We start from the raw sequence: 22,751 nt of genomic DNA on the forward strand, positions 1-22,751 counted from the left end.
AATATTACTTAGGATTCGCTGAATTTCAGCAAATGTTATTCCTACAACCTATCCCCTTTCCCAATCTTACGAACCTCACATTGGTCTTCACATGCTGACAGCATTTCTTTCATACTCATTTTCAAAACAGGGTGAATCCAGTCAGGTAAAATCTCCACAATTGGCACTAGTACAAACTTTCTCTCTTTCATGAATGGATGTGGGATAGTGAGCTCTGGTTCCTCGATGATGCTATTATCATAAAATATAATATCAATATCCATTGTTCTATCCCCCCACTTTTCAACGCGCGCTCTCCCTAGACTTTTCTCAATACTCAAAGCAGTATAAAGTACTTCTTGTGCACTCAAGGTGGTATTGATGAGCAAGGCTTGATTGATAAAATCCTTCGTGGATCTTTCACCCCAAGCCGCAGTTTCATATAAGACAGATTGTTTTTGTATCTCCCCAATTTCCATTGATATTTTCTTTTTAGCATCAGTTATCAGCTGAAACCTATCACCAAGATTCCCTCCTATAATTAGCACTACTTGATGTGAAGGAATTAATTCCTCTTGAAGTTTATCCATAAATAAAAATACAGTATTTTAGTAGCTTAAACAGAAAATGCATGAAATTTCTAGGAAATGTTTTAGCAGTAATCGTAGGCCTCTTGGTGTTTACTGTATTGAGTTTTTTTATTTTAGTGGGGATCATTGCGATAGCATCATCTTCAGATAGTGAAGTAAAAATCAAGGAAAAGACCGTCTTGGTGCTTGATCTTAATGGCAGAAGCATTGTAGAAAGAACAAACGATGATGACATAGACTTATCGTCCTTTGGACCATTTACATCTGTATCTACTGTCGGTCTAGCAAACTTGAAGAAGGCCATCACTACTGCCAAAGAGCAAGATGATGTCAAAGGAATATATTTGCGAACTGGGATGGTTTTCGCTGGTCAAGCCATGCTAGAAGAGTTGAGAAATGAGTTGATCGCTTTCAAAGAATCAGGAAAATTCATCATAGCATATGATGAAATCTATTCCGAGAGTGGATATTTCTTAAGCTCAGCCGCTGATGAGGTTTACCTCAATCCTCAAGGAGGTATAGAATACAATGGGTTTTCTAGTGAGATTACTTTCTTCAAAGGACTATTTGAAAAACTAGAAGTAGAGCCAGTTGTCTTTAGAGTTGGGGAGTTCAAAAGTGCTGTTGAACCATTTTTGCTAGATAAAATGAGTGAAGAAAATAGGCTACAGACTACTGCATTTTTGAATGACCTGAACGACTATGCCATCAGTAAGGTAGCTGATAGTAGAGGTATCCCCGCTGATAGCCTGAAGGTAATCAATAGCAAAATGCTAGTTCGCAAAAACAAAGACGCTCTTGAGTTAGGCCTTGTAGATGGTCTGTGGTATGAAGATCAGGTAAGAGACTTGATCAAGGAAAAACTTGAGCTTGAAGAAGATGACAAAATCAACACCATAAATGTCACTACTATCAATAAATCAGCAAAATCAAAAAACAAGCTCTCTAAAAATAAAATTGCTGTAATCATTGCTGAAGGAGAAATCGTAAGTGGAAAATCTGAAGGTGTGATCGCTTCTGAATCCCTTGTTCAAGAGATCAATAAAGCCAAAAATGATAAAGACGTCAAAGCAATTGTACTTAGAATCAACTCCCCAGGAGGGTCAGCATTGGCTTCTGAAGTTATCTGGAGAGCACTAAGTGAAGCCAAAAAAGAAAAACCAATCATTGCTTCCATGAGCGAAGTGGCTGCATCTGGAGGCTATTACATCGCCGCTCCTGCAGATACTATTTTCGCTCAACCAAACACCATCACTGGTTCCATTGGGATTTTCGGGCTTTGGTTCAATGCAGAAGGTTTGTTGAAAAACAAGCTGGGTATAACCACTGACGTAGTAAAAACAGGGGAACTTTCTGATTTTCTAAGTGTCACAAGAAAACTTACAGACCTAGAAAAATCAATCTATCAGGAAACAGTTAACGACGGATACGACACATTTATATCTAGAGTAGCCGAAGGGAGAAGCATGGACAAAGATCAAGTCCTTCAAGTAGCAAGTGGTAGGGTGTGGTCAGGAATCCAAGCCAAAGAAAACGGGCTAGTTGATCTACTTGGTGGATTGGAGGATGCTATTCAAGTAGCAGCCACAAAAGCTGATGTGGCTGATGACTTTAAAGTAATATACCTACCTCAACAAAAATCATGGTTTGAGACGCTCTTCTCCAGTATTGGAAATGATGTACAAGCCAGGTACTTGAAAAACAAATATGGAGATCTATATCCTGTCATCCATCAATTGGACAAGCTTCAGAAGTATGAAGGCACTTTGTACAGAACACCTTATGATATGATCATCAAATAATGAAAAAGGGGAGTCAAAAGCTCCCCTTTTTTTAATTCACATAATTTATTTCAAGTTTATTAGCCTTTTACTAGGCGTTTAGGATTGTAATAAAACCATCCAGGCTTCCATCACCAAACCTTGATTTAATAATTCCTTAGCGTGTTCATGCAGGTAATATTGAAGACTTTCTGGATCGTTTTGAAAGCGCACTTTCATCTCTGTGATTTCAGGACGGTCACCATAGTTTAAAATATCGAATTTGGAGGGTAAAGCTTCTACATTCCCTAATCTCCCAAGATTGTTTCCCGTCAATACATGGCTATTTTTGATCACTTCTGGAATCTGGTCAACGCCAATACCTTTGGTTCTAAGAGGTTTTAGAATCTCAAACAAAGCTGAACCATTTGCTCTACAATACCAATTCCCGCCCATTCTAGATACTGCGTCAAGCTTAAAAGGATCTATACTTCCATTGGCATCTAGAATTTCCTCCTTGACCCTGGCAAGCAACACTTCACAAATCACCAAATTGCCCGCTCCGCCTTGATCTCCAAGAGAGATTATATCAATCACCTTGCATTCAAAAGCAACAGGCGCTTCTTTCACCCTTGGCGGGGTGACCAATTGTGAAGACTCTTCTGTCAATCCAGATTTCTGAAATTCATTGACTCCTTTATCATATTCCGTGCTAGACAAAGACATCTGCTCTACCATGGAAAAATCCACAATATTGATCACAACTTCCTTTACTGCTTCGACATTTTCCAGGGTATGCTTATTAGTATTGTCACGAACTCTTCTAGCCGGAGAGAATACCAAAATTGGTGGGTTTGCACTGAATACATTAAAATAGCTAAAAGGGCTCAAGTTTACTTGACCATCAGTGTCAATGGTACTAGCAAATGCGATTGGACGAGGAGCTACTGCACCTTGTAATATTGCTTGAAACTCTCCTGCCGTTGCATTTTTTGGGTCTATAATCATCTTGTCTTCATCTATTAAACCTGCTTAAAGCCAGTTTCCATAAACTTCTAAAGAAGTTTGACTTTTTTCAAGTAAGTTAAATACAATTATATAATAAACTTATACACCAATTGTTTACTTGGTAATAGCTTCTAGAATATCATGCTTGGTGATGATATGAATCTGATGATGTTCATCTCTGACCAATACAGCCTTTTCCTTGTCTACCATAGAAGACAGCACATCCAATGTACTATCCAAAGCCACAAACTTCATAGAGTCTTCCATCACTTCGGATACGGGTGCATCTTTCAACCCTGGATTCTCTATGATTTTGCTAAGCAACTTATTATCTGTCAAGCATCCTACCACTTGGCCATCTTCCATTACGGGTATTTGAGAAACACTTGTCTTGTTCATCAAGGCAATGGCCTCTTTGATTTTATCTGACTTCTGCGTAACGACAAGATGATAGCTACCATTTCTAGAGGACAATATATCCCTTGCAGTACCAAAAGTTTTGTTTTCAAGGAAACCATGATTTCTCATCCAATCATCGTTATAGACCTTTCCCAAATACCTTGTACCATGATCTGGCAAGATAATCACCATAGTATCTCCTTCTTTCAAGTGTTCTTTGGCATACTCCAATGCACCATGTACAGCAGAACCACAAGACCAACCCACAAAAAGTCCTTCTTCTCTAGAAAGCCTTCTGGTCATCACAGCAGAATCTTTGTCGGTAACTTTCACAAAATGATCAATCATATCAAAGTCCACATTTTTAGGCAAGATGTCTTCCCCAATTCCTTCTGTCAAATAAGGATAGATTTCGTTTTCATCAAACACGCCTGTTTCTTTGTATTTCTTGAAAACAGAGCCATAAGTATCTATTCCCACAGTGATAATATCTGGGTTTTGTTCTTTCAAAAATCTGGCTGTACCACACATTGATCCCCCGGTTCCTACTCCTGCTGCATAATGGGTAATTTTCCCTTCTGTATCCTTCCAAATTTCAGGACCTGTAGTTTCATAATGAGCCTTCCAGTTTGATAAGTTGTCGTACTGATTTGGATAAAAGGAATTGGGTATATCTTGATTGAGCTTTTTAGCCACAGAATAATAGGACCTTGGATCTTCAGGAGACACGTTGGTAGGACATACAATTACCTCAGCCCCCACAGCCTTTAAAATATCTATTTTCTCTTTAGATTGCTTATCAGCCATGGTAAAAATACATTTATAGCCTTTGGCAATGGCTGCTAGGGCCAAGCCCATCCCTGTATTGCCACTAGTGCCCTCGATGATAGTTCCCCCTGGCTTTAATATCCCTTCCTTCTCTGCATCTTCAACCATCTTGATCGCCATCCTATCTTTCATAGAATTTCCTGGATTGAAATATTCTACCTTCACTAAGATATCTCCTTTGATACCTTTGTTCAGGTTGTTCAGTCTGATAAGAGGTGTATTACCTATTGTCTCTATTATTGAATTGTAAATCATAAGATCGCTATTGCTAATTTCAGGGCAAGTTACTAATATTTTTACTCAATAATATTGAAAAAACTGATTTTCCAGAATATCATATCGGTAAGTCAAATCTCAATACCCCCCATGATGAAACTACATCAGCAACTCACCCATCCTGCTCTTTGAACTCTATCTTGCTGATCAAATCCATGGCTACATGTAGCATCACACCAGTCACCAAGGCCATCCCAACACAAATCCCAATCATTCCATAAGCAAACTGTTTGCTGATGATAAATACAAAAAGACCCGTACCAATGGCTGGCACGAAACCAAACAGCAACACCCCAATCATCATCACAGGTTTGATCAATTTCCTATCCCACCCTTCTTCAAAACCAACATTGGTCACAGTAGTCATCGCAAACCCTGATAAATAAAACATCAACATGGCTAAGACAAATGCTGGAATAAGTAAAAGACTCAACTTAGCGATAAAAACAGTAGGAACTATCAAAATTACCGCAAAAATTAAGGTCTGCATCAAGTCTAATTTGATCAAATTCCAAAACTTAGCAGACCACGTAGCTGGAATAAGGATAAAATACGGCTTCTTCAAATCCCCAACATTGTTTCTTCCCATTCCAGCTATCCAATAGATAAAAATCAAAATCAACAAATAAAAATAAATCACTTGATGTGAAAACCAATCAAAGTAGGTAAGCCCGGCAAATATAAACGACAAGCCTGCAAACCCTAATCCATAAAGTCCAAAAAGTGGATGAAAATCTTGTCTGGAACTGTGTACATAATTCCTCCAATACAAAGCTTTGGCTCCAAAGCCAAAATCTGGAACATCAAGCTGCTTTTTAGCATTTAGACTCATGCTTGACTCATTTGCTTCTTTCTTGCCCTTTACTTTTTCTTTGGCTTCCTCTTTACTTTTTGTGGACTCCAAAACATCTTCATAGTAATATCCCGAATGTATCACAACAGTGTAAAGCACTATCCCAAAAACAAGAAAATAAACAGTAGAAAAACCAATTACAAGCCATATATTCTCATGTGAAGGATAAAGTATAATGGCCCTACTCCATCCTACCAAAGGAAAGAAGTCAAACCATGGAGATGCTATCCAAGCGAACATCCCATGCCAGAACTTCTCTGCCATCACGCCAGGAATAACCATCATCAAAAACAATATCAATCCTAGCCCAAAGACTCCTCTTTTGACATAATCTAATACATTGTACTTAGTATGTAAAGTATAAATTAAAAACTTCAATGGAAACAGCATAAACACAAATAAGGCTAAGCCAAAACCCATCAAAATAACTTCTGCAATGCTCATCCCAATTTGATTCACGACTTGAGCACTTGCATATAGCATAAAAAATATACTACCTCCCAATACAGGAAGAATAGACCTAATCATATAATATACCAAAATATTGGAAGGTGAAACTGGGGAAGTAAACAGCAAATTCACATCAGCCATTGTGAAAAAACTAATATTTTTCTTCGTTGCGCGAAACAATTGAAAAATCAACACCCCTAGTGCTATTAATGTCAATCCTCCAATGATAGCTAACTTTGCATAATACTTATCAGGGACTACATTAAGGGCATTCGCAGCATCTTGTATCTGATCCAAATCCACTTCAGGCATTGACTCAGTCGACTTTACTGTCCTCCTGAAATAGAAAAAACTAAAGTACCCAACAACAAACAAGTAAGGCAAAAGCCTTAATGGATTCTTGAGGATAAGTTTGATATTATTGAACAGAATGAGGATATCTTTTCTGAACAGTAACTTGATTTCATTCATCTTTTGTCAATTCTAAAAATAAATCTTCCAAACTATATCCTGCCTCTACCATCTGTAGCTTCAGCTTCTCCAAGGTATCATTCCCAACAATACTTCCATCCTTCATGATCATGATCCTATCAGCAATGCTCTCTACCGAATCGATCAAGTGTGTGCTCACCAAAATTGTTTTTCCTTGATCTTTTAAATCTTTGAAAATCTTTTTTGTATTCCTGATAGCTTTTGGATCTAAACCTATCATAGGTTCATCGAAAAACAATAACTGTGGATCAGGCAACAAGGCACAGCAAATAGAAACCTTTTGCCTCATTCCCTTGGATAGATCTCTCCCTAACTTGTCCTTTTTATCATGCAAGTCATAATATTCAAAAAGCGCTGTAGCTCTAGGCTTCCAATCAGACAAACCATATGCTTGAGCGATGAATTGCATGTGCTCTTGTACGGTAAGCAGATCATATACGCTTGGTGTCTCTGGTATATATGAAAAAAATCGCTTGGCCGCTACGCTCAAGTGATCATGGCCACCAATATACACTTCTCCAGCAGTTTTTCGCAACAATCCCACGATACATTTCATGGTAGTACTTTTACCAGCACCATTGGGGCCAAGCAAGCCTACCACTTCTCCTCCTTGGAGTGAAAAAGAGATATCGTTGACAGCATTTTGCTTGTCATACTTTTTGACTAAGCCGATTACTTCTAGCATATCTTGTCTAAATTTCAAGCAAGATAATGATTACCTGATAAAAAACTTAAAAAAGAATGCCCCATCTAAGGATAAGGCTATTGAATACATAACGCTCTTCAAAAATCGAATCATAGCCTGGACGAATCCCATCTACTCCACCTACCCCAGTGCCTCTTACTCCTTCAAAAGTTGATGCAAATTGCTTCTTAAACCCTAAATTCCAAGTATAGGCTAATGCACCATTCTTCGATTTTCTAGCAATTCCTATTATGGGGCTCACCATAAATCCTCCCTCATTCCACTTTTCAAAATTCCCTTCTAGCTCTTTTCTATCCAACCAAGAGGAACCATATCCGATATCCAATCCAAAACTTAAACTATTTCTTCTATTGGGACTTAGGGTGTTTCTCCAACCAAAACCTAAAGGCATCAGCACTTGCTTTGGGTAGGAATCAAGACCTACAAAAAAGCCGAGCTTATTATGTGCATCAAGCTGTATCCCATGCAAAGACTGTAGCGTATAATCAAGCCTGGGGCTATTATTCAATCTTCCTGAAGTAATCCCTACTTCTATATGATGAAAATATGAGCCAACTGCCTTCTGACCAAAGGCAAATTGGCTCATTACCAAAATTTGGATTAATACACAAAAAATAAATTTCATTACACGACTACTGGATTTTTCACATTGATACAACTCAATTGAACTAATCTATTTGGATTAGAATAATCAAACTGACAAACTCCATCTGGCCCAATTACAATCAATGATTTTGGCCCAGGAATGATATCGACCGACTTAAGCGACTTGAGAAACTCCAGTTGATTCTCATCTATTGCCAATACATCTGCTACATTAAAACTTTTCAATCCATGCTTTCCCTCTGCCAGGTAAAGCATATCCCCAGCCAAGCCCAGCCCATGAGGATTGAGCATCTCATAAGACTTTAACAGCTTAGGCTCATACAAATTTGTAATATCTAAAACTTGAAGTTCATCCACACCAAACCTACAATTCACCCCCGATCTCAAGGTCACGAAAGCGTGATTTTCGTTAACTACCACGGGATCACACGCTGTTACATGTTGATACACAGACATCATGGTAGGTGAGGAAGGCTCTGTAGCATCATAAATATGCATGCCTGTGTTGGATCCTATGAAAAGTTTGTTTTGAAAAGGAAAAATAGTCTCAATGCCCCAACCAAGATCGATTGTACTTAGAAACTTGGGCAACTCCTTATTTTGAACGTCAAAGACCCTTAGTGAATAATCATCTACTGCATAAAGGTGTGCGTTCATCAATGTAAATCTTGCCATCGATCCCCCTTGCCCATAGCTTTCTCCGCCTCCTGAACTAGCTGCATCATTACTAAATGAAAGCATCCCCCCTCTGTTCCAGAAAATATTTCCTCCCCACCAGCCTCTCATAAAATTAGACTCTGCCGTCAAAATTGTATCCTTCAAAGTCATAAAAGTTCCACTACTAGCATCTGTGTACATATTTTGAAATACATCTTCGACTCTTTGTACTTGCTTGATCGCTCTAGGATTGGAAATATCAAAAACCAATAAATCCAGGTAGTTGTCCGCATAGAGCATATTACTATTTACTGCCAGATCTACATTGCCTGGAATTTTGATAAAGTTGAGACTTTCAGGACTTGAGGGGTTTGAATTATCTAGGATGTGAATCCCCTTTTGAGGTTCATTGATAAGCAAAAAATCACCATAAATATAAATCTTACCTGGGTTTTCCAATTGCTTCCCAGGCTCAATCAAGGCTTCATTTGTACGGAAATCACTCATTTGAAGATATACTGGCACCATCGTTCGATAAGTATACGTACTAGATACTTGATCTTCACATGATGAAAAAAGTATCATTACAAACACAAAACACAAACTCGATATAAGTGCTAAAGAGGGAGAGTTGAAGTTCTTCATATACATTGAGGTTTGGTAAAAATTTGGATTTGACAAATAAATACTTGCTTTACGCTATCAAGACGTAATCAATACCTAAAACGCTACAAAAAAGATAAAAAAAGTTTCTTAATTTGTTCGAGCTGAAAGCTTTCTGTTAAAATTCTCAAATAAACTTATAAAATCCTTCTTCACCCTTTCCAACAACTCATTTTGAGCACTCTCTGGATAAATTGGATTATACTTAATCCTAAGGATGATCATATCCATCCAGCCTTTCCCATCGTCGATCAAATCCTCATTGAAAGCTTCTACGGTAATATCTCTTGATCCCGAAAAATTCAAGCTATGCTTTTGTTGCCTAAAGAACTCTGTCATAGTTTGCAGAGCCAACTCATGAGTCAATTCAAAACTCCTGACAATCTTTGCATCACCTTTATCTCCTAGATTTTGCGATTTAACCTTCTGAACTTCATGTTTCAATTGCTCTAAAGCATCTTGAAAATCAACAAAACATTTTTCGAAGGTTAAAGGTGTGGGTTTCATGGCTGACTATTTTTAGAATCTAATATAACGCTTACTTTCCTTCATGCCTATTCTATTGGCATTTTTTTATAGGACTGATGATTTTAATTTGAAAGAATGTCAAGATTTTTTGGCTTCAGAGATTTTGTTTCTCATTCCTTTTTAGCACAAACCTACCGGAAAGCCATGAATTGCAAAAGGCAAACTCCTCAAAGTTGACACTTGTCCCTCATGTCTGTTTTCTCTCTGGTCTCGCTTCTAATCTCCCAGGCTACAATCCTCAATCTTACTCCTACCTCACACTATAGCTTTGCATAAAAGGTTGTCCATTGGGAGATAGTCCTTCAAGGCGAAGTCTACCAGAGAAATCTTCTAGGAACTTCCCTACCTTCTCTGGGTTTCGGGCAGGTTCTCCATTAACTTGAGTAAGAACAAATCCACTATTGAGACCAAGTTCTCGCAAATACCCCCTACTGATAGCAGAAATCTTCACCCCGTAATCTATTTCTAACCGATCCCTTTCTATGGCATTTATAGCTTCCAGCCTTGCACCAAGGATGTTGGAAGAATAAAACTCCCTTTTCATAACCCCCGTACCGCCATCTAAATTCTGAAGGGTCAGCTTGGCCGTGTTTCGATTCGATTTCCTCAAATATGTCATATTCAGCTCATCACCAGGATAATAATAGGACAATACTTCTTCAAAGTTCCCCTTACCTGTCACAGGATATCCTTCGATTTGTATGATCACATCATTCTTTTGGATACCTGCCTTCTCTGCTCCACTTCCTCTAAACACATTTGTCACGATTACACCATCCAAAGTATTTAAATTCATTTCTTCAGCCAACTCAGGTGTAATTTCCACAACATCTAAGCCTGGAAGGGCCTTCTGAACCTCTCCATATTTGATCAAGTCATTAGCCACTTTTACAGCTATATCCACTGGAACAGCAAACCCATAGCCAGTATATGAACCAGTTCTTGATAATATCGCAGTATTGATACCTACCAGCTCTCCCTTGGTGTTTACTAAAGCACCTCCTGAATTCCCTGGGTTGATTGGTGCATCAGTTTGAATAAAGGACTCTAAAGGGAAATCTCCTCCCAGAATATTAATCTGTCGCTCTTTGGCAGATACTATTCCAGCTGTAACAGTAGACGTCAAATTAAATGGATTTCCTACAGCAATCACCCACTCACCTATACTTAAGGTTCTACTGCTGCCTTGCTTGATAGCAGGAAGATTTGCAGCCTCAATCTTCAAAACAGCAATATCTGTATTCTTATCCGTACCGACGAGTTCAGCTTTATAAGTACGCTTTTGATGCACAACTTCTATTGTTTCTGCCCTGTCTATAACGTGATTGTTTGTTATGATATATCCATCTTTACTGATGATAACCCCTGACCCAGTACTCACCCTTTGGGAAGGGCCATTGCCAAAGAAATAGTCAAAAACGCTATACCTCCTATGATCTGAACCTGAAAAGTTTTTAATAAAAACTACGGAAGGAGTACTCGCTTCAGACGCTTCTACGAAAGAGACTGGCGCATTGTAATGCCGCTCATCTGTTGATTCACGTGAATAATTCACATTATAGGTTGCAGAAGGGTTATTATATGCAGTAGCTAGTTTTGGTTCATCTTGAGGGTTTAGATAGGTTACAAAAACATATGCCCCAGCAAGTCCTGCCACAAATGCAAGGAGAATTAATTGCAAGTTTTTCTTCATGTTGACCTGATGAATGATTTTTACAAATAAAATTAATGAACTGTCTCTTCAATTAAACAGAAAAAGAGCCGTTTTTTTATCTTAAACGAAGAAATGTCAAAAAGACTGAAAAATCATGTGGAAAAGTCTTTGATCCTTGTAATTTTGTCAGTCAATTAATCTGATTTGGAGAATCATCTAGTATATTCCAGATCCAAAAACAGGCATTAAAATTTTCATGTCAGAAAAAAGAAGCGTAGCTATTTTAGGTTCCACAGGCAGTATAGGAACACAGACTCTAGAGGTCATCAGATCGCACCCAGAAAAATTCGAAGTAGAAGTTCTCACTGCACAGAACAATAGTGCACTTTTGATTCAACAAGCTATTGAATTTAAGCCCAACTGTGTAGTTATTGTAAATGAAGCGCTTTATGATCAAGTAAAAGAAGTACTCTTGCCTTTAGACATAAAGGTATATGCAGGAGAAAAAGCATTGAGTCAAGTAGTAGAAATGGATAGTATCGATGTGGTACTAACGGCGCTTGTTGGCTATGCTGGACTAATCCCTACGATCAAGGCGATAGAAAGCGGAAAACAAATCGCATTAGCTAATAAAGAAACGCTTGTAGTGGCTGGAGAACTGATCACCAAGCTAGCTAGAGAAAAAGGTGTAAACATCTATCCAGTCGATTCTGAACACTCCGCCATATTCCAATGTCTGGTTGGTGAATTTCATAATCCTATAGAAAAAATCATTCTTACAGCTTCTGGAGGTCCTTTTAGAGGCAAAGACAAAGATTTCTTAAAGTCAGTAAGCAAAGAGCAAGCTTTGAAACATCCCAACTGGGATATGGGAGCCAAAATCACGATAGATTCAGCCTCTATGATGAATAAAGGCCTAGAAGTGATTGAAGCCAAGTGGCTTTTCGGACTTAATGCTGATCAGATAGAAGTAATCGTTCATCCCCAGTCTATAGTACATAGTTTGGTGCAATTTCAAGATGCCTCTATCAAGGCACAACTCGGACTACCTGACATGCGTATTCCTATTCAGTTTGCATTGAGCTATCCTGAAAGATTCAAAACTGATTTTCCAAGGTTCGATTTCGTACAATACCCGAGTTTGACCTTTGAAAAGCCCGATCTTGAGACATTTCAGAATTTACAATTAGCTTTTGACGCAATGAAAAATGGCGGAAACGCTCCTTGTGTACTCAATGCTGCCAATGAGATCGTTGTGGCTGCATTTTTGAGAGACCAGGTCGGGTTCTTAGAAATGTCAGAACTCATAGAAGCTACAATGTCAAAAGTTGATTTTATAGAAAAACCTAGCTTGCAAGATTTTGTAGATACCGACAAGATGGCTAGGGCTTACACAAATGAATTAATAAAGCGTAAAAAATAAATAATGGATACATTAATCATGGTAGGACAACTTTTGTTGGGTCTATCAATTTTAGTTGGATTGCACGAGTTAGGGCACTTGCTTACGGCAAAGATGTTTGGCATGAGGGTCGAAAAGTTTTCTATTGGTTTCCCTCCCAAAATCATCGGTTTTCAATGGGGTGAGACAGAATACTCTATAGGCGCTATACCTCTTGGGGGCTTTGTAAAAATCTCAGGAATGGTTGATGAGTCTATGGACACTGAACAATTGGCTTCAGAACCACAACCATGGGAATTTAGAGCAAAACCAGCTTGGCAGCGTTTGATTGTGATGCTTGGTGGTATCATCGTCAATGTGATCACTGGTATATTGATATTTGTAGTGCTTGTATACCAAAAAGGTGAGACTTACTACTCACAAGAGCAAGTTATTGAACATGGTATAGTGGCTTATGATATTGGAAAGCAAATTGGATTTCAAGATGGTGATAAGGTATTAGATATCAATGGGCAACCTTACAGAAGTTTAGGAGACCTAAGTAGCGGAGAAGCACTTCTTAGCACAGATGGTTACTACACTGTAGAGAGAGATGGAGAGATCATCAGGATAGATATTCCAAGAGGTTTTATCAATTCATTCTCCAATGAAGAAAGCTTGTCTAAGTTCATCAACATCAGAATGCCTTTTGAAATAGTCGATGTTACTCAAGGTGGTGAGGCTGCTGCCGCTGGCATTGAAAAAGGTGACAAAATTGTCTCCATCAATGGCAATGAGATAACCTACTTCAATGAGTTGCAAAGCAATTTGGCTAAAAATGCTGGTGAAGAAGCAACAGTAAAAATCCAGAGAAATAATACAGAGATAGAAAAAACACTAGCTGTCAACGAAGACGGTATCATAGGGATTCAGCTAGCTCCATTGCTAGACCCAGTGACCAACCGATACGGTATTAGTGAATCAATCGTAAAAGGAACAGAGCGAGCATTTGGAGTAGTAATCATAAATGCTAAAGCTTTAGGTAGAATGTTTACAGGTGAAGTATCCACCAAAAATGTCTCCGGACCGATAGGAATGGCTAAAATTTATGGCAATCAATGGGATTGGACAAAATTTTGGAGTATTACAGGTCTGATTTCTATGATACTTGCTTTTATGAACCTCTTACCTATTCCAGCCTTGGATGGTGGGCATGTAGTATTTTTACTATATGAAATGATTTCTGGCAAAACCCCTTCCGAAAAATTCTTAGAGAATGCACAAAAAGTAGGGATGGTTATGCTTCTAGCACTTATGGTATTCGCAATTGGAAATGATATTTTGAAGCTGTTCACTGGAGGGTGACCTCCAACAATCTGACAATATGCCAACAAAATAAGCTTGGCATAAGCATTGAATTATTAACAAGAACCTTCTAAATTGAAGGTTCTTTCTTATTATACCTTATTAACATGACAGCCTATCTGTCATATTGTCCTTTATGAACAATTTTGAAAATAAATTATATCAATCACTTATGGTCGGAGAATTTGCTAGCGAAGGTGAACTCATACAGTTAATCACTGATGACGAAGCTGATGATGCCAACCAGCAGGAGAATTTACCAGATCAAATACCAATATTATCTGTTAGAAACACGGTTTTGTTCCCTGGTGTGGTAATTCCTATCACTGTAGGAAGACAGCGATCTATCAAACTTGTCAAAAAAGCCCAACGCGGTAATAAATATATCGGAGTATGTGCTCAGATAAACCCAAACAATGATGATCCTGCATGGGAAGACATCTATCATGTGGGTACTTTGGCCAAAATCATAAAAATGATCGTATTGCCAGATGGAAATACTACGATCATCATTCAGGGTAAGAAACGATTCCAAATCACAGAGACTGTGACCGATGATCCGTACTTCCTGGCAAAGGTTTCTTACATGGATGAAAGCTTCCCCAAAAACAATAAAAAAATTGAGGCGCTTGAAGAATCTCTTAAAGAAGCGGCTGCCAAAATTTTACATTTAAATCCGGAGATCCCCCAAGAAGCTCAAGTAGCACTTGACAATATAGATAACACTCCTTTTCTGACTCATTTTCTTTCTTCCAATATCAATGCATCTGTTGAGTCTAAGCAAAGGCTTTTGGAAATCAATGATGGGGTAGAAAGAGCTACTTTACTTTTGGAGTTCATGATGAAAGACATTCAAATGTTGGAAATCAAAAGTGAAATTCAGAAAAAAGTCCATACTGACATTGATCAACAGCAGCGGGATTACTTTTTGAGGCAGCAGATGAAAGTGCTTCAAACCGAACTCGGAGAAGAAGGCCCAGAGAAAGATGTAGAAGAATTACGTCTAAAAGGTGTCAAAAAGAAATGGTCTAATGCAGTCTCACGCCACTTTAACAAAGAACTGGATAAGATTCTAAGAATCAATCCTTCAGCTGCAGAATACCCTATCGCACTCAATTATGCAGAGACATTGGTTGAGCTCCCTTGGAATGAATATACTTCTGATAATTTTGACTTAAAAAGAGCCAAAAGCATCTTGGACAAAGATCACCATGGTCTGGAAAAAGTAAAGGAACGAATTATCGAGTACTTGGCTGTACTTAAGCTAAAAGATGATCTAAAAGGGCCAATACTTTGTTTATATGGCCCTCCAGGAGTAGGTAAAACCTCTCTCGGTAAGTCTATTGCTAAAGCTTTGGGCAGAAAATACGTGCGTATGTCACTTGGTGGTGTACATGATGAAGCTGAGATCAGGGGTCACAGAAAGACTTATGTGGGTGCGATGCCAGGTAAGATCATCCAAAATATGAAAAAGGTCAAGACAAGCAACCCTGTTTATGTCTTAGATGAAATTGATAAATTAAGTTCAGATTTCAGAGGAGACCCATCTTCAGCCTTCCTAGAAGTTTTAGATCCTGAACAGAACAGCACTTTCACAGACAACTACCTTGAGGTTGAATACGACCTTTCCAAAGTCTTGTTTGTGGCCACAGCCAATTCATTGGAAACCATTCAGCCAGCGCTTAGAGACAGGATGGAGATCATCGAAGTGACTGGATATACGATAGAAGAAAAACAGGAAATTGCTAAAAAGCACCTTATACCGAAACAACGAAAGGAACATGGGCTTAAGGCTAAAGATTTGACTTTTGACAATGCGGCAATTGCCAAAATTATAGAAGATTACACCAGAGAATCTGGTGTAAGAAGCCTAGAAAGAGCTATTGGCAAAGTGGTGAGAAACATCGCAAAATCAATCGCTCTGGAAGAACCTTACACAAAGAAAATTTCTACTCAAGCCATACGGAAAATACTCGGCGGGGAAATCTTTGACAAAGAGATCTACCAAGACAATAGTGTAGCTGGAGTAGTTACAGGATTAGCTTGGACATCTGTAGGTGGAGAAATCTTATTTATAGAAACTGCCTTGAGCAAAGGAAAAGGAAAACTTACCCTTTCTGGACAACTAGGTGAAGTGATGAAAGAATCAGCAATGACAGCTTTGTCTTACCTTAAGTCAAGAGCTGAAAAGTATGGCATTGATCATAGGGTATTTGATCAATATGATCTTCACATTCACGTACCAGCAGGTGCAGTACCAAAAGATGGTCCATCTGCAGGTATCACTATGCTCACAGCCATAACTTCTTTGTACACACAAAGAAAAGTGAAAGCTAAAATAGCCATGACAGGTGAGATTACCTTGAGAGGCAAAGTGATGCCTGTAGGAGGTATCAAGGAAAAAATACTAGCAGCAAGAAGATCTTGTCTGAAAGAAATCATCCTTTGCAATAAAAATCAAAGAGATATAGAAGAGATTGACGAGCAATATCTAAAAGGTATTACTTTTCACTATGTAGACAATGTAGACGAGGTCCTGGAAGTGGCTTTGATGAAAACCAAAGTTCAAGACCCAATAAAGTTTACATTTACGGATGATAATTCAAAAAATTGAATGTAAGCCGCTTACATATCCTTTTGATCCTGTTGGGAGCCATGCTCATCAACCAGCAGGATCTTAAAGGACAGTCTAGCCATGCTGCATTTCAATTTGTAGATCATCCTTCCTATACCCGACTAGCATCACTGGGTGGCGTGAACATTACGGCACAAAGTGATCCCTTAATGTTCCTATCCAATCCTGCACTTTTGGATAGTAGTAACCTCTTTCACCCAGCTTTGCATTACCTCAATTTTCCTGGTGGTATCAATGCAGCAACGCTTGGATATAGCTTTTCTGGGTTCTCTAACGGAATCATTGGAGTTGGAATTCAATATTTTAACTATGGGGAGCTTCAAGGCTTTGATGACTTAGGCCTACCCACAGGTGGATTTCTTGCTAATGAATTTGCTATTTCTACTTCCTATGCAAGACAGACAGGCATATTCAATTATGGAGGAAGCATAAAATTGATGGGGTCAGTTTTGGATAGTTTTCAAGCTTATGCTATTGCCTTCGACTTTGGAGTCAATTATCAACATCCAGCTCAAGACCTAACACTAGCCATAAACTTAAGGAATTTGGGATTTAACGTAAAAAACTACATCGATGAACAAAACCTTCAGCTTCCTACCGATGTTCGAATAGGAGCGAGTTTCAAACCAGAGCATGCACCTTTTCGATTCCACCTTACCCTTAGAAACCTTCAAGCAAGAGAAATGGATTTTTATAATCCAAACATTATTGATGAAAATCAACGAAATAGCATAGGTGCTAGCATTTTCAGAAGAGCTGTATTTGGAGTAGAAATCATTCCTTCAGAATACTTTAATCTCCAAATGGGATACAATCATCTGATCAGAAGAGAATTTGACACCACCATAGGAGCTGGCTCAGCTGGCTTTACTGGAGGTTTAGCATTCAAAATGAAGCAATTCGAATTTTCATATGCCCGCATGTTCTACCATGTACCTGGAGGTTCAAATGTAATAGGGGTAAGTAGTATTATAAACAATAAAAAAAGATCGTTCTAAAACGTAACCATATGAGAAGTGATTTTAAAGATTTGACACCAAAGCAGATTGTATCTGAACTTGATAAGTATATTATCGGCCAACATGATGCAAAACGAAACGTTGCCATAGCATTGAGAAATCGAATCAGGCGACTAATGGTAAAAACTGATATCCAAAAAGATATCGTCCCCAATAACATCTTGATGATCGGATCCACTGGAGTGGGTAAAACAGAGATAGCAAGAAGGCTTGCAAAAATTGCAAATGCACCCTTTACCAAAGTAGAAGCCTCGAAATTTACCGAAGTGGGATATGTGGGTAGAGATGTAGAAAGCATGGTAAGAGATCTAGTAGAGCAAGCTGTCCACCTTGTGCAAGCTCAAAAAAATGAAGAAGTCAAAGAAAAAGCTGCTGCAGCAGTAGAAGAAGCTATTCTTGACATCTTAATACCTCCTGTCAAAGCTCCAGGATTTGGAAAAAGTGAGTCAAGCTTCTCAAAAGAGAATTTTGACCCGAGTAATTCTTCTGATGAAGAGCTGAATGAGAGAACTAGGGAAAGATTCAGAGAAAAACTTCGAAATGGAGAAATGGAAGACAGGAAGATCGAAGTCAATGTAAAGCAAAGTCCACCTGTGGGTATAGGTATGATCGGAAATGGCATGATGGATGACGCTAGTATGGCTGGTCTTCAAGACATGATCAGCGGCATGATGCCGAAGCGTAGCAAAAAACGCAAAGTCACCATCTCTGAAGCTAGAAAAGTTTTACTTGAAGAAGAGGCCAGCAAGTTGATAGATTTTGATGAAGTCAAAGAAGAAGCTATAAAACTTGCAGAAAACAACGGAATCATATTCATCGATGAAATTGACAAGATCGCATCTAAGTCAAGTAAATCAGCTGGTGGACCTGATGTATCCAGAGAAGGCGTTCAAAGAGACCTTCTTCCTATCGTAGAAGGTTCGGCTGTCAATACCAAATATGGCATCATCAATACTGACCATGTGTTGTTTATAGCAGCTGGAGCATTCCACGTATCGAAGCCATCAGACTTGATTCCCGAACTACAAGGAAGGTTCCCGATCAGGGTGGAATTGAATAGCCTTACCGAGGAGGATTTCTACAAAATTCTAAAAGATCCTAAAAATGCGCTAACGAAGCAGTATCAAGCGCTTTTTGAAACTGAAGAAGTTTATCTCGAATTCAATGAAGAAGCTATTCAAGAAATTGCCAAACTTGCATTTCAAATCAATGAAGAAGTTGAAAATATTGGAGCAAGAAGACTTCATACAGTAATGAGTCACTTACTCAACGACTTCTTATTTGAAGTACCAGATACTATCGAGGCAAATGCTAAAATCATGATCACTAAAGAAATGGTCAATGAAAGACTAAGCGTTTTGGTAAAAAATAGAGACCTTTCACAATTCATACTTTAAAAAGTCCCAAAAGGCTACCTACAAATGGGTAGCCTTTTTTGTTTGCTTGAGTATCTTGCACTAGCATTGAGTAGCGCTTCGAAAACAATTAAAACACTTATCTACCATGAAATCATTATATATCATTACAGGAACAAGTAAGGGAATCGGGGAAGCACTTCTTCATCTACTCGCTAAAAATAATGACAACACCATAGTCAGTATTTCTAGAAGTAGTTTGAACTTTGAGCAATCAAATGTTAAACATTTTGAGATAGATCTAGGGAACTTTGATCAATTAACCCAGTGCCTAGACAAGGTTTTTTTAAAAGATACTTTCGGTAAAATTGTGCTAATAAACAATGCAGGGTGGATTGGTGAAATAAACCACTTCGGGAAGCTAGCTCATCAAAGCATTGCAGATATCTATAAAATTAATGCAATAGCTCCCGCCATTTTGATGAATGAGTATTTCAAAAGATATGCGCATCTGAGCGCGGATAAAATCATTATCAACATCAGTTCTGGTGCAGCGGAAAAAGTGATCGACGGCTGGTCTGGCTACTCTTCCACCAAATCCTCACTCAATATGCTCAGCAAAATTGCACAGGAAGAGTCAAATCAAAATCAAAATGGCATCAGGGTCTTTGCCGTATCTCCAGGAGTTGTCGACACCAAAATGCAGGAAAATATCCGGTCAGCTCCACGATCTGGATTTTCAAGTCTCGAGAAATTTGAGAAGCTGAAAAGTGAAAATGTTCTAAATTCTCCTAAGGAGGCAGCTGAAAAAATAATTTATATTATTTCCCAGTTCGATAGGCTTGACGGAGTACTCCAAGATGTAAGAGATTTCTAACAAATTGCACTATGAATCTTTGAATATAACATGTCAATGGAAGAAACAATTTGTAGTTTGAAAAAATAATTTAATTTTTTTATCCTTTTTCCCAGAAGACAGAATTTGAATTATTCCAATATTCACCTATACTCGGAAATGTGTAATTAATCTACATTTTCAGCACATTTACTTCTATTTTTTAGACCTAAATGTTGTTGATATTTTTATTTTTTTGACTAAAACAAGTCTTAAATACTTGTGAGAATTAACTACCTATAGCATCTCATTTTTTGGAAAATCATAAGCTAAAAATTCGATTTCAGCAGGTGAAATGGATGTCCATGATTTAGATCCAATCTTGAATATAACTACTCCACAAGTAGGTAAATTGTTTAACCTAAATCCAAAATAACTCAACAAATCATTCATTCCGGGGTTATGACCAACTAAATACAAATTTTCAACATCATCTGATACATGTCTGATAGACCTGATCAATTCATATTGACTTGCATGATAGAGTTCTCTTTTATAATGAATCAATTCATCACTCACTCCAAGATTTTGAGCAAAAATCCTGGCAGTTTCTTTAGTCCTGACAGCATCAGAAACTAACATATATTCGGGAATAATCCCTTTTTTTTTCAACCGCTGTGCCATTCGTGGAGCATCTCTCAACCCCCTCTCAGAAAGTGGTCTTTTGTGGTCGTCCAAAAATGGATTATCCCAAGATGACTTTGCATGCCTTACGATTATTAGCTTTTTCATAATGTCAATTTTCAAGAATTTTTTTTTGATAGTTTCTGCAATTTATTTACATTTATCAAAGATTTAACCACATAATTTTAATATTCATGCTCACCGGTATAGTAAAATTCTACAATGACGCAAAGGGTTTCGGTTTCATAGTTGATGATGAATCTCAAAGCGACGTATTCGTTCACGCTACAGGCTTAGTAGACAAAGTAGCACAAGATGACAAAGTAACATTTGATGTCAAGGAAGGCAAAAAAGGCCCAAATGCTATCAATGTAAAGAAAGCTTAATCTCTTGTTAAAAATCAAGCCTTGAAAGGGATAATGAAAAAATTCATTATCCCTTTTTTATTTTATATCCCTTATAGTCAAAATGCACTTTACCAAATTAGTCAATTTTACTTTTTTTCACTATTTTGATCATCATTAATGACTTTATGATGATTCGCCCCACTGATATTCAAGCAGACAAATTTTACTCAAAGAAAGTAGGTGACTTACACCATAGAAATCTTCGGACTTGCGCTGCATCTACGCCAATTTTTGAAGCCGCTCAGATCATGGCAAAAGAAAAAATCTCATGCTTATTCATCAGTGATGAAGAACAAGTTATCATGGGATTCGTAACAGACATCACCCTAAGAGACAAAGTAATAGCGACACAACTCAGCCCAGCTTTGGCCATTGAACAAATCATGGACAGGGGAATTGTTGCCATTTCAGAATCTGCCTTTCTTTACGAGGCACTTCTTCTGATGTTCCAAACCAAAACACGTTACTTACTTGTCAAAAATGTAGATCGATATGTTGGCTGGATCAGTAGGAACAAGATTTTGACAGAACAGTCACAGGGTCCTTTCATATTTATCCAATCAGTAAAACAAGCTCTTGACGTCGAAGAACTAAAAGAGAAATGGAATCAAGTTCCTAAAATCATACACCAGCTGGTGACCAATGGACTCAAAGCAGAAATTATCAATCAGATCATCACAACTGTGTCTGATACAATTGCGCTTCGTGTGATTGAAAACACGATCAGAGAGATAGGCTCACCTCCAGCAAAGTTTGTATTCTTTGTACTTGGTAGTGAAGGCAGAGGTGAGCAAACCTTAAAAACAGATCAAGACAATGCCATCATCTATGAAGATAAGGCCAATGAACAGCGAGAACTCGTGAGGACTTACTTTCTTGATTTTGCAGACAGGGTCTCTACTGATCTAGATAAAATAGGCTTTAGCTTCTGCCAAGGCGGACTTATGGCAAAGAATCCAAAATGGACTCATTCTCTTTCGCATTGGAAAAGAAACTATGAGAGTTGGATTCAGGAACCCACTCAAGAGACTGCAATGAAGTACTCCACTTTCTTTGACTGTAGGGCTATTTTTGGTGAATTCTCTTTACTCGAAGAGCTGAAGACCTTCATGGATATCCAATTACAAAACCCAACAGAAAGGTTCTTTATGAATATGGGCACCAACTCCTTGCAGTTTGAACCACCGCTAACCTTTCTCAAAAATATTCGAACCTTTAAAATTGAAGGCGAAAAGTATTTTGACATCAAAAAGACTATGAGTCCGATCGTAGACCTGGCTCGAATCTTCGCACTCAAAAATAGGATCTTCGAAACAAACACAGGTAAAAGAATCACCGCTCTGAATCATGCAGGCATTTTTACAGACAAAGAAGCACAAGAACTCAGCCATGCTTACTATTACCTGATGGCTCTGAGGCTTGAGAAGCAAGCATTACTCATTATGGATCAAGAAAAAAACCCTGAAAACTACGTCAGTATCAATGAACTCACAAAAGTCCAATTGGTCACATTGGTGGAGATTTTCAAGGTGATCAAGGAGTTTCAGCTCAAAATCAAAGTCGAGTTTACAAGAAATTTATTTTAACATGATTTAAATCAGGAAACAGCCCTTTTTTAATC

At 38.2% G+C, this 22,751-nt stretch carries 19 protein-coding genes; 9 read left to right on the forward strand and 10 right to left on the reverse strand.

What is annotated here, in order from left to right; genetic code table 11:
• Positions 1-41: 41 nt before the first annotated feature.
• Complete coding sequence (gene folK, locus MM239_RS07330; RefSeq protein WP_241347550.1) at positions 42-569, reverse strand: 2-amino-4-hydroxy-6-hydroxymethyldihydropteridine diphosphokinase; 528 nt, start codon at positions 567-569, stop codon at positions 42-44.
• 41 nt (positions 570-610) lie between these two features.
• Here folK and sppA point away from each other — a divergent pair, with 41 nt between their 5' ends.
• Positions 611-2,371 (forward strand): signal peptide peptidase SppA, encoded by a 1,761-nt coding sequence (gene sppA, locus MM239_RS07335; protein WP_241347551.1) that lies wholly within the window; start codon positions 611-613, stop codon positions 2,369-2,371.
• Positions 2,372-2,449: 78 nt separating this feature from the next.
• On the opposite strand, the gene MM239_RS07340 is transcribed toward sppA, so the two are convergent.
• The 8 genes from MM239_RS07340 to MM239_RS07375 form a co-directional block, all read right to left on the reverse strand.
• Positions 2,450-3,337: a flavin reductase family protein gene (locus MM239_RS07340; RefSeq protein WP_241347552.1), complete on the reverse strand. Its 888-nt coding sequence runs from the start codon at positions 3,335-3,337 to the stop codon at positions 2,450-2,452.
• A 114-nt stretch (positions 3,338-3,451) separates the two neighbouring features.
• Positions 3,452-4,819: a pyridoxal-phosphate dependent enzyme gene (locus MM239_RS07345; protein ID WP_241347553.1), complete on the reverse strand. Its 1,368-nt coding sequence runs from the start codon at positions 4,817-4,819 to the stop codon at positions 3,452-3,454.
• A gap of 133 nt (positions 4,820-4,952) precedes the next feature.
• Entirely contained in the window at positions 4,953-6,614 is a 1,662-nt protein-coding gene (locus MM239_RS07350) for a putative ABC exporter domain-containing protein (RefSeq protein WP_241347554.1), read from the reverse strand.
• Positions 6,607-7,320 (reverse strand): ABC transporter ATP-binding protein, encoded by a 714-nt coding sequence (locus MM239_RS07355; RefSeq protein ID WP_241347555.1) that lies wholly within the window; start codon positions 7,318-7,320, stop codon positions 6,607-6,609. The genes MM239_RS07350 and MM239_RS07355 overlap by 8 nt, the downstream gene beginning before the upstream one ends.
• A 46-nt stretch (positions 7,321-7,366) precedes the next feature.
• Positions 7,367-7,927: a hypothetical protein gene (locus MM239_RS07360; protein WP_241347556.1), complete on the reverse strand. Its 561-nt coding sequence runs from the start codon at positions 7,925-7,927 to the stop codon at positions 7,367-7,369.
• Positions 7,928-7,965: 38 nt separating this feature from the next.
• Positions 7,966-9,249, reverse strand: a complete 1,284-nt coding sequence (locus tag MM239_RS07365) for an LVIVD repeat-containing protein (protein WP_241347557.1) — start codon at positions 9,247-9,249, stop codon at positions 7,966-7,968.
• 108 nt (positions 9,250-9,357) lie between these two features.
• Complete coding sequence (locus MM239_RS07370) at positions 9,358-9,774, reverse strand: nucleotidyltransferase substrate binding protein (protein ID WP_241347558.1); 417 nt, start codon at positions 9,772-9,774, stop codon at positions 9,358-9,360.
• 271 nt (positions 9,775-10,045) lie between these two features.
• Positions 10,046-11,488, reverse strand: coding sequence for a S1C family serine protease (locus MM239_RS07375; protein ID WP_241347559.1), 1,443 nt, complete (start codon positions 11,486-11,488; stop codon positions 10,046-10,048).
• A 217-nt stretch (positions 11,489-11,705) separates the two neighbouring features.
• Here MM239_RS07375 and MM239_RS07380 point away from each other — a divergent pair, with 217 nt between their 5' ends.
• The 6 genes from MM239_RS07380 (at position 11,706) to MM239_RS07405 (ending at position 20,081) form a co-directional block, all read left to right on the forward strand.
• On the forward strand, positions 11,706-12,872 hold the full coding sequence (locus MM239_RS07380; RefSeq protein WP_241347560.1) for a 1-deoxy-D-xylulose-5-phosphate reductoisomerase: 1,167 nt from the start codon (positions 11,706-11,708) through the stop codon (positions 12,870-12,872).
• Positions 12,873-12,875: 3 nt separating this feature from the next.
• Complete coding sequence (gene rseP, locus MM239_RS07385; protein ID WP_241347561.1) at positions 12,876-14,195, forward strand: RIP metalloprotease RseP; 1,320 nt, start codon at positions 12,876-12,878, stop codon at positions 14,193-14,195.
• Positions 14,196-14,331: 136 nt separating this feature from the next.
• Entirely contained in the window at positions 14,332-16,809 is a 2,478-nt protein-coding gene (lon, locus tag MM239_RS07390) for an endopeptidase La (protein ID WP_241347562.1), read from the forward strand.
• Positions 16,806-17,828, forward strand: a complete 1,023-nt coding sequence (gene porQ, locus MM239_RS07395; RefSeq protein ID WP_241347563.1) for a type IX secretion system protein PorQ — start codon at positions 16,806-16,808, stop codon at positions 17,826-17,828. Before lon ends, porQ begins: the two co-directional genes overlap by 4 nt.
• An 11-nt stretch (positions 17,829-17,839) precedes the next feature.
• Entirely contained in the window at positions 17,840-19,246 is a 1,407-nt protein-coding gene (gene hslU / locus MM239_RS07400; RefSeq protein ID WP_241347564.1) for an ATP-dependent protease ATPase subunit HslU, read from the forward strand.
• A 106-nt stretch (positions 19,247-19,352) separates the two neighbouring features.
• On the forward strand, positions 19,353-20,081 hold the full coding sequence (locus tag MM239_RS07405) for an SDR family NAD(P)-dependent oxidoreductase (protein ID WP_241347565.1): 729 nt from the start codon (positions 19,353-19,355) through the stop codon (positions 20,079-20,081).
• A 255-nt stretch (positions 20,082-20,336) separates the two neighbouring features.
• On the opposite strand, the gene MM239_RS07410 is transcribed toward MM239_RS07405, so the two are convergent.
• Entirely contained in the window at positions 20,337-20,831 is a 495-nt protein-coding gene (locus MM239_RS07410) for a SixA phosphatase family protein (RefSeq protein WP_241347566.1), read from the reverse strand.
• An 86-nt stretch (positions 20,832-20,917) separates the two neighbouring features.
• Here MM239_RS07410 and MM239_RS07415 point away from each other — a divergent pair, with 86 nt between their 5' ends.
• Together MM239_RS07415 and MM239_RS07420 are read left to right on the forward strand one after the other, a co-directional pair.
• Positions 20,918-21,109, forward strand: a complete 192-nt coding sequence (locus tag MM239_RS07415; protein WP_241347567.1) for a cold-shock protein — start codon at positions 20,918-20,920, stop codon at positions 21,107-21,109.
• A gap of 149 nt (positions 21,110-21,258) precedes the next feature.
• Positions 21,259-22,716: a DUF294 nucleotidyltransferase-like domain-containing protein gene (locus MM239_RS07420; RefSeq protein ID WP_241347587.1), complete on the forward strand. Its 1,458-nt coding sequence runs from the start codon at positions 21,259-21,261 to the stop codon at positions 22,714-22,716.
• Positions 22,717-22,751 lie beyond the last annotated feature (35 nt).

This window comes from Belliella filtrata (assembly GCF_022549775.1).
GTDB classification, from domain to species: domain Bacteria; phylum Bacteroidota; class Bacteroidia; order Cytophagales; family Cyclobacteriaceae; genus Belliella; species Belliella filtrata.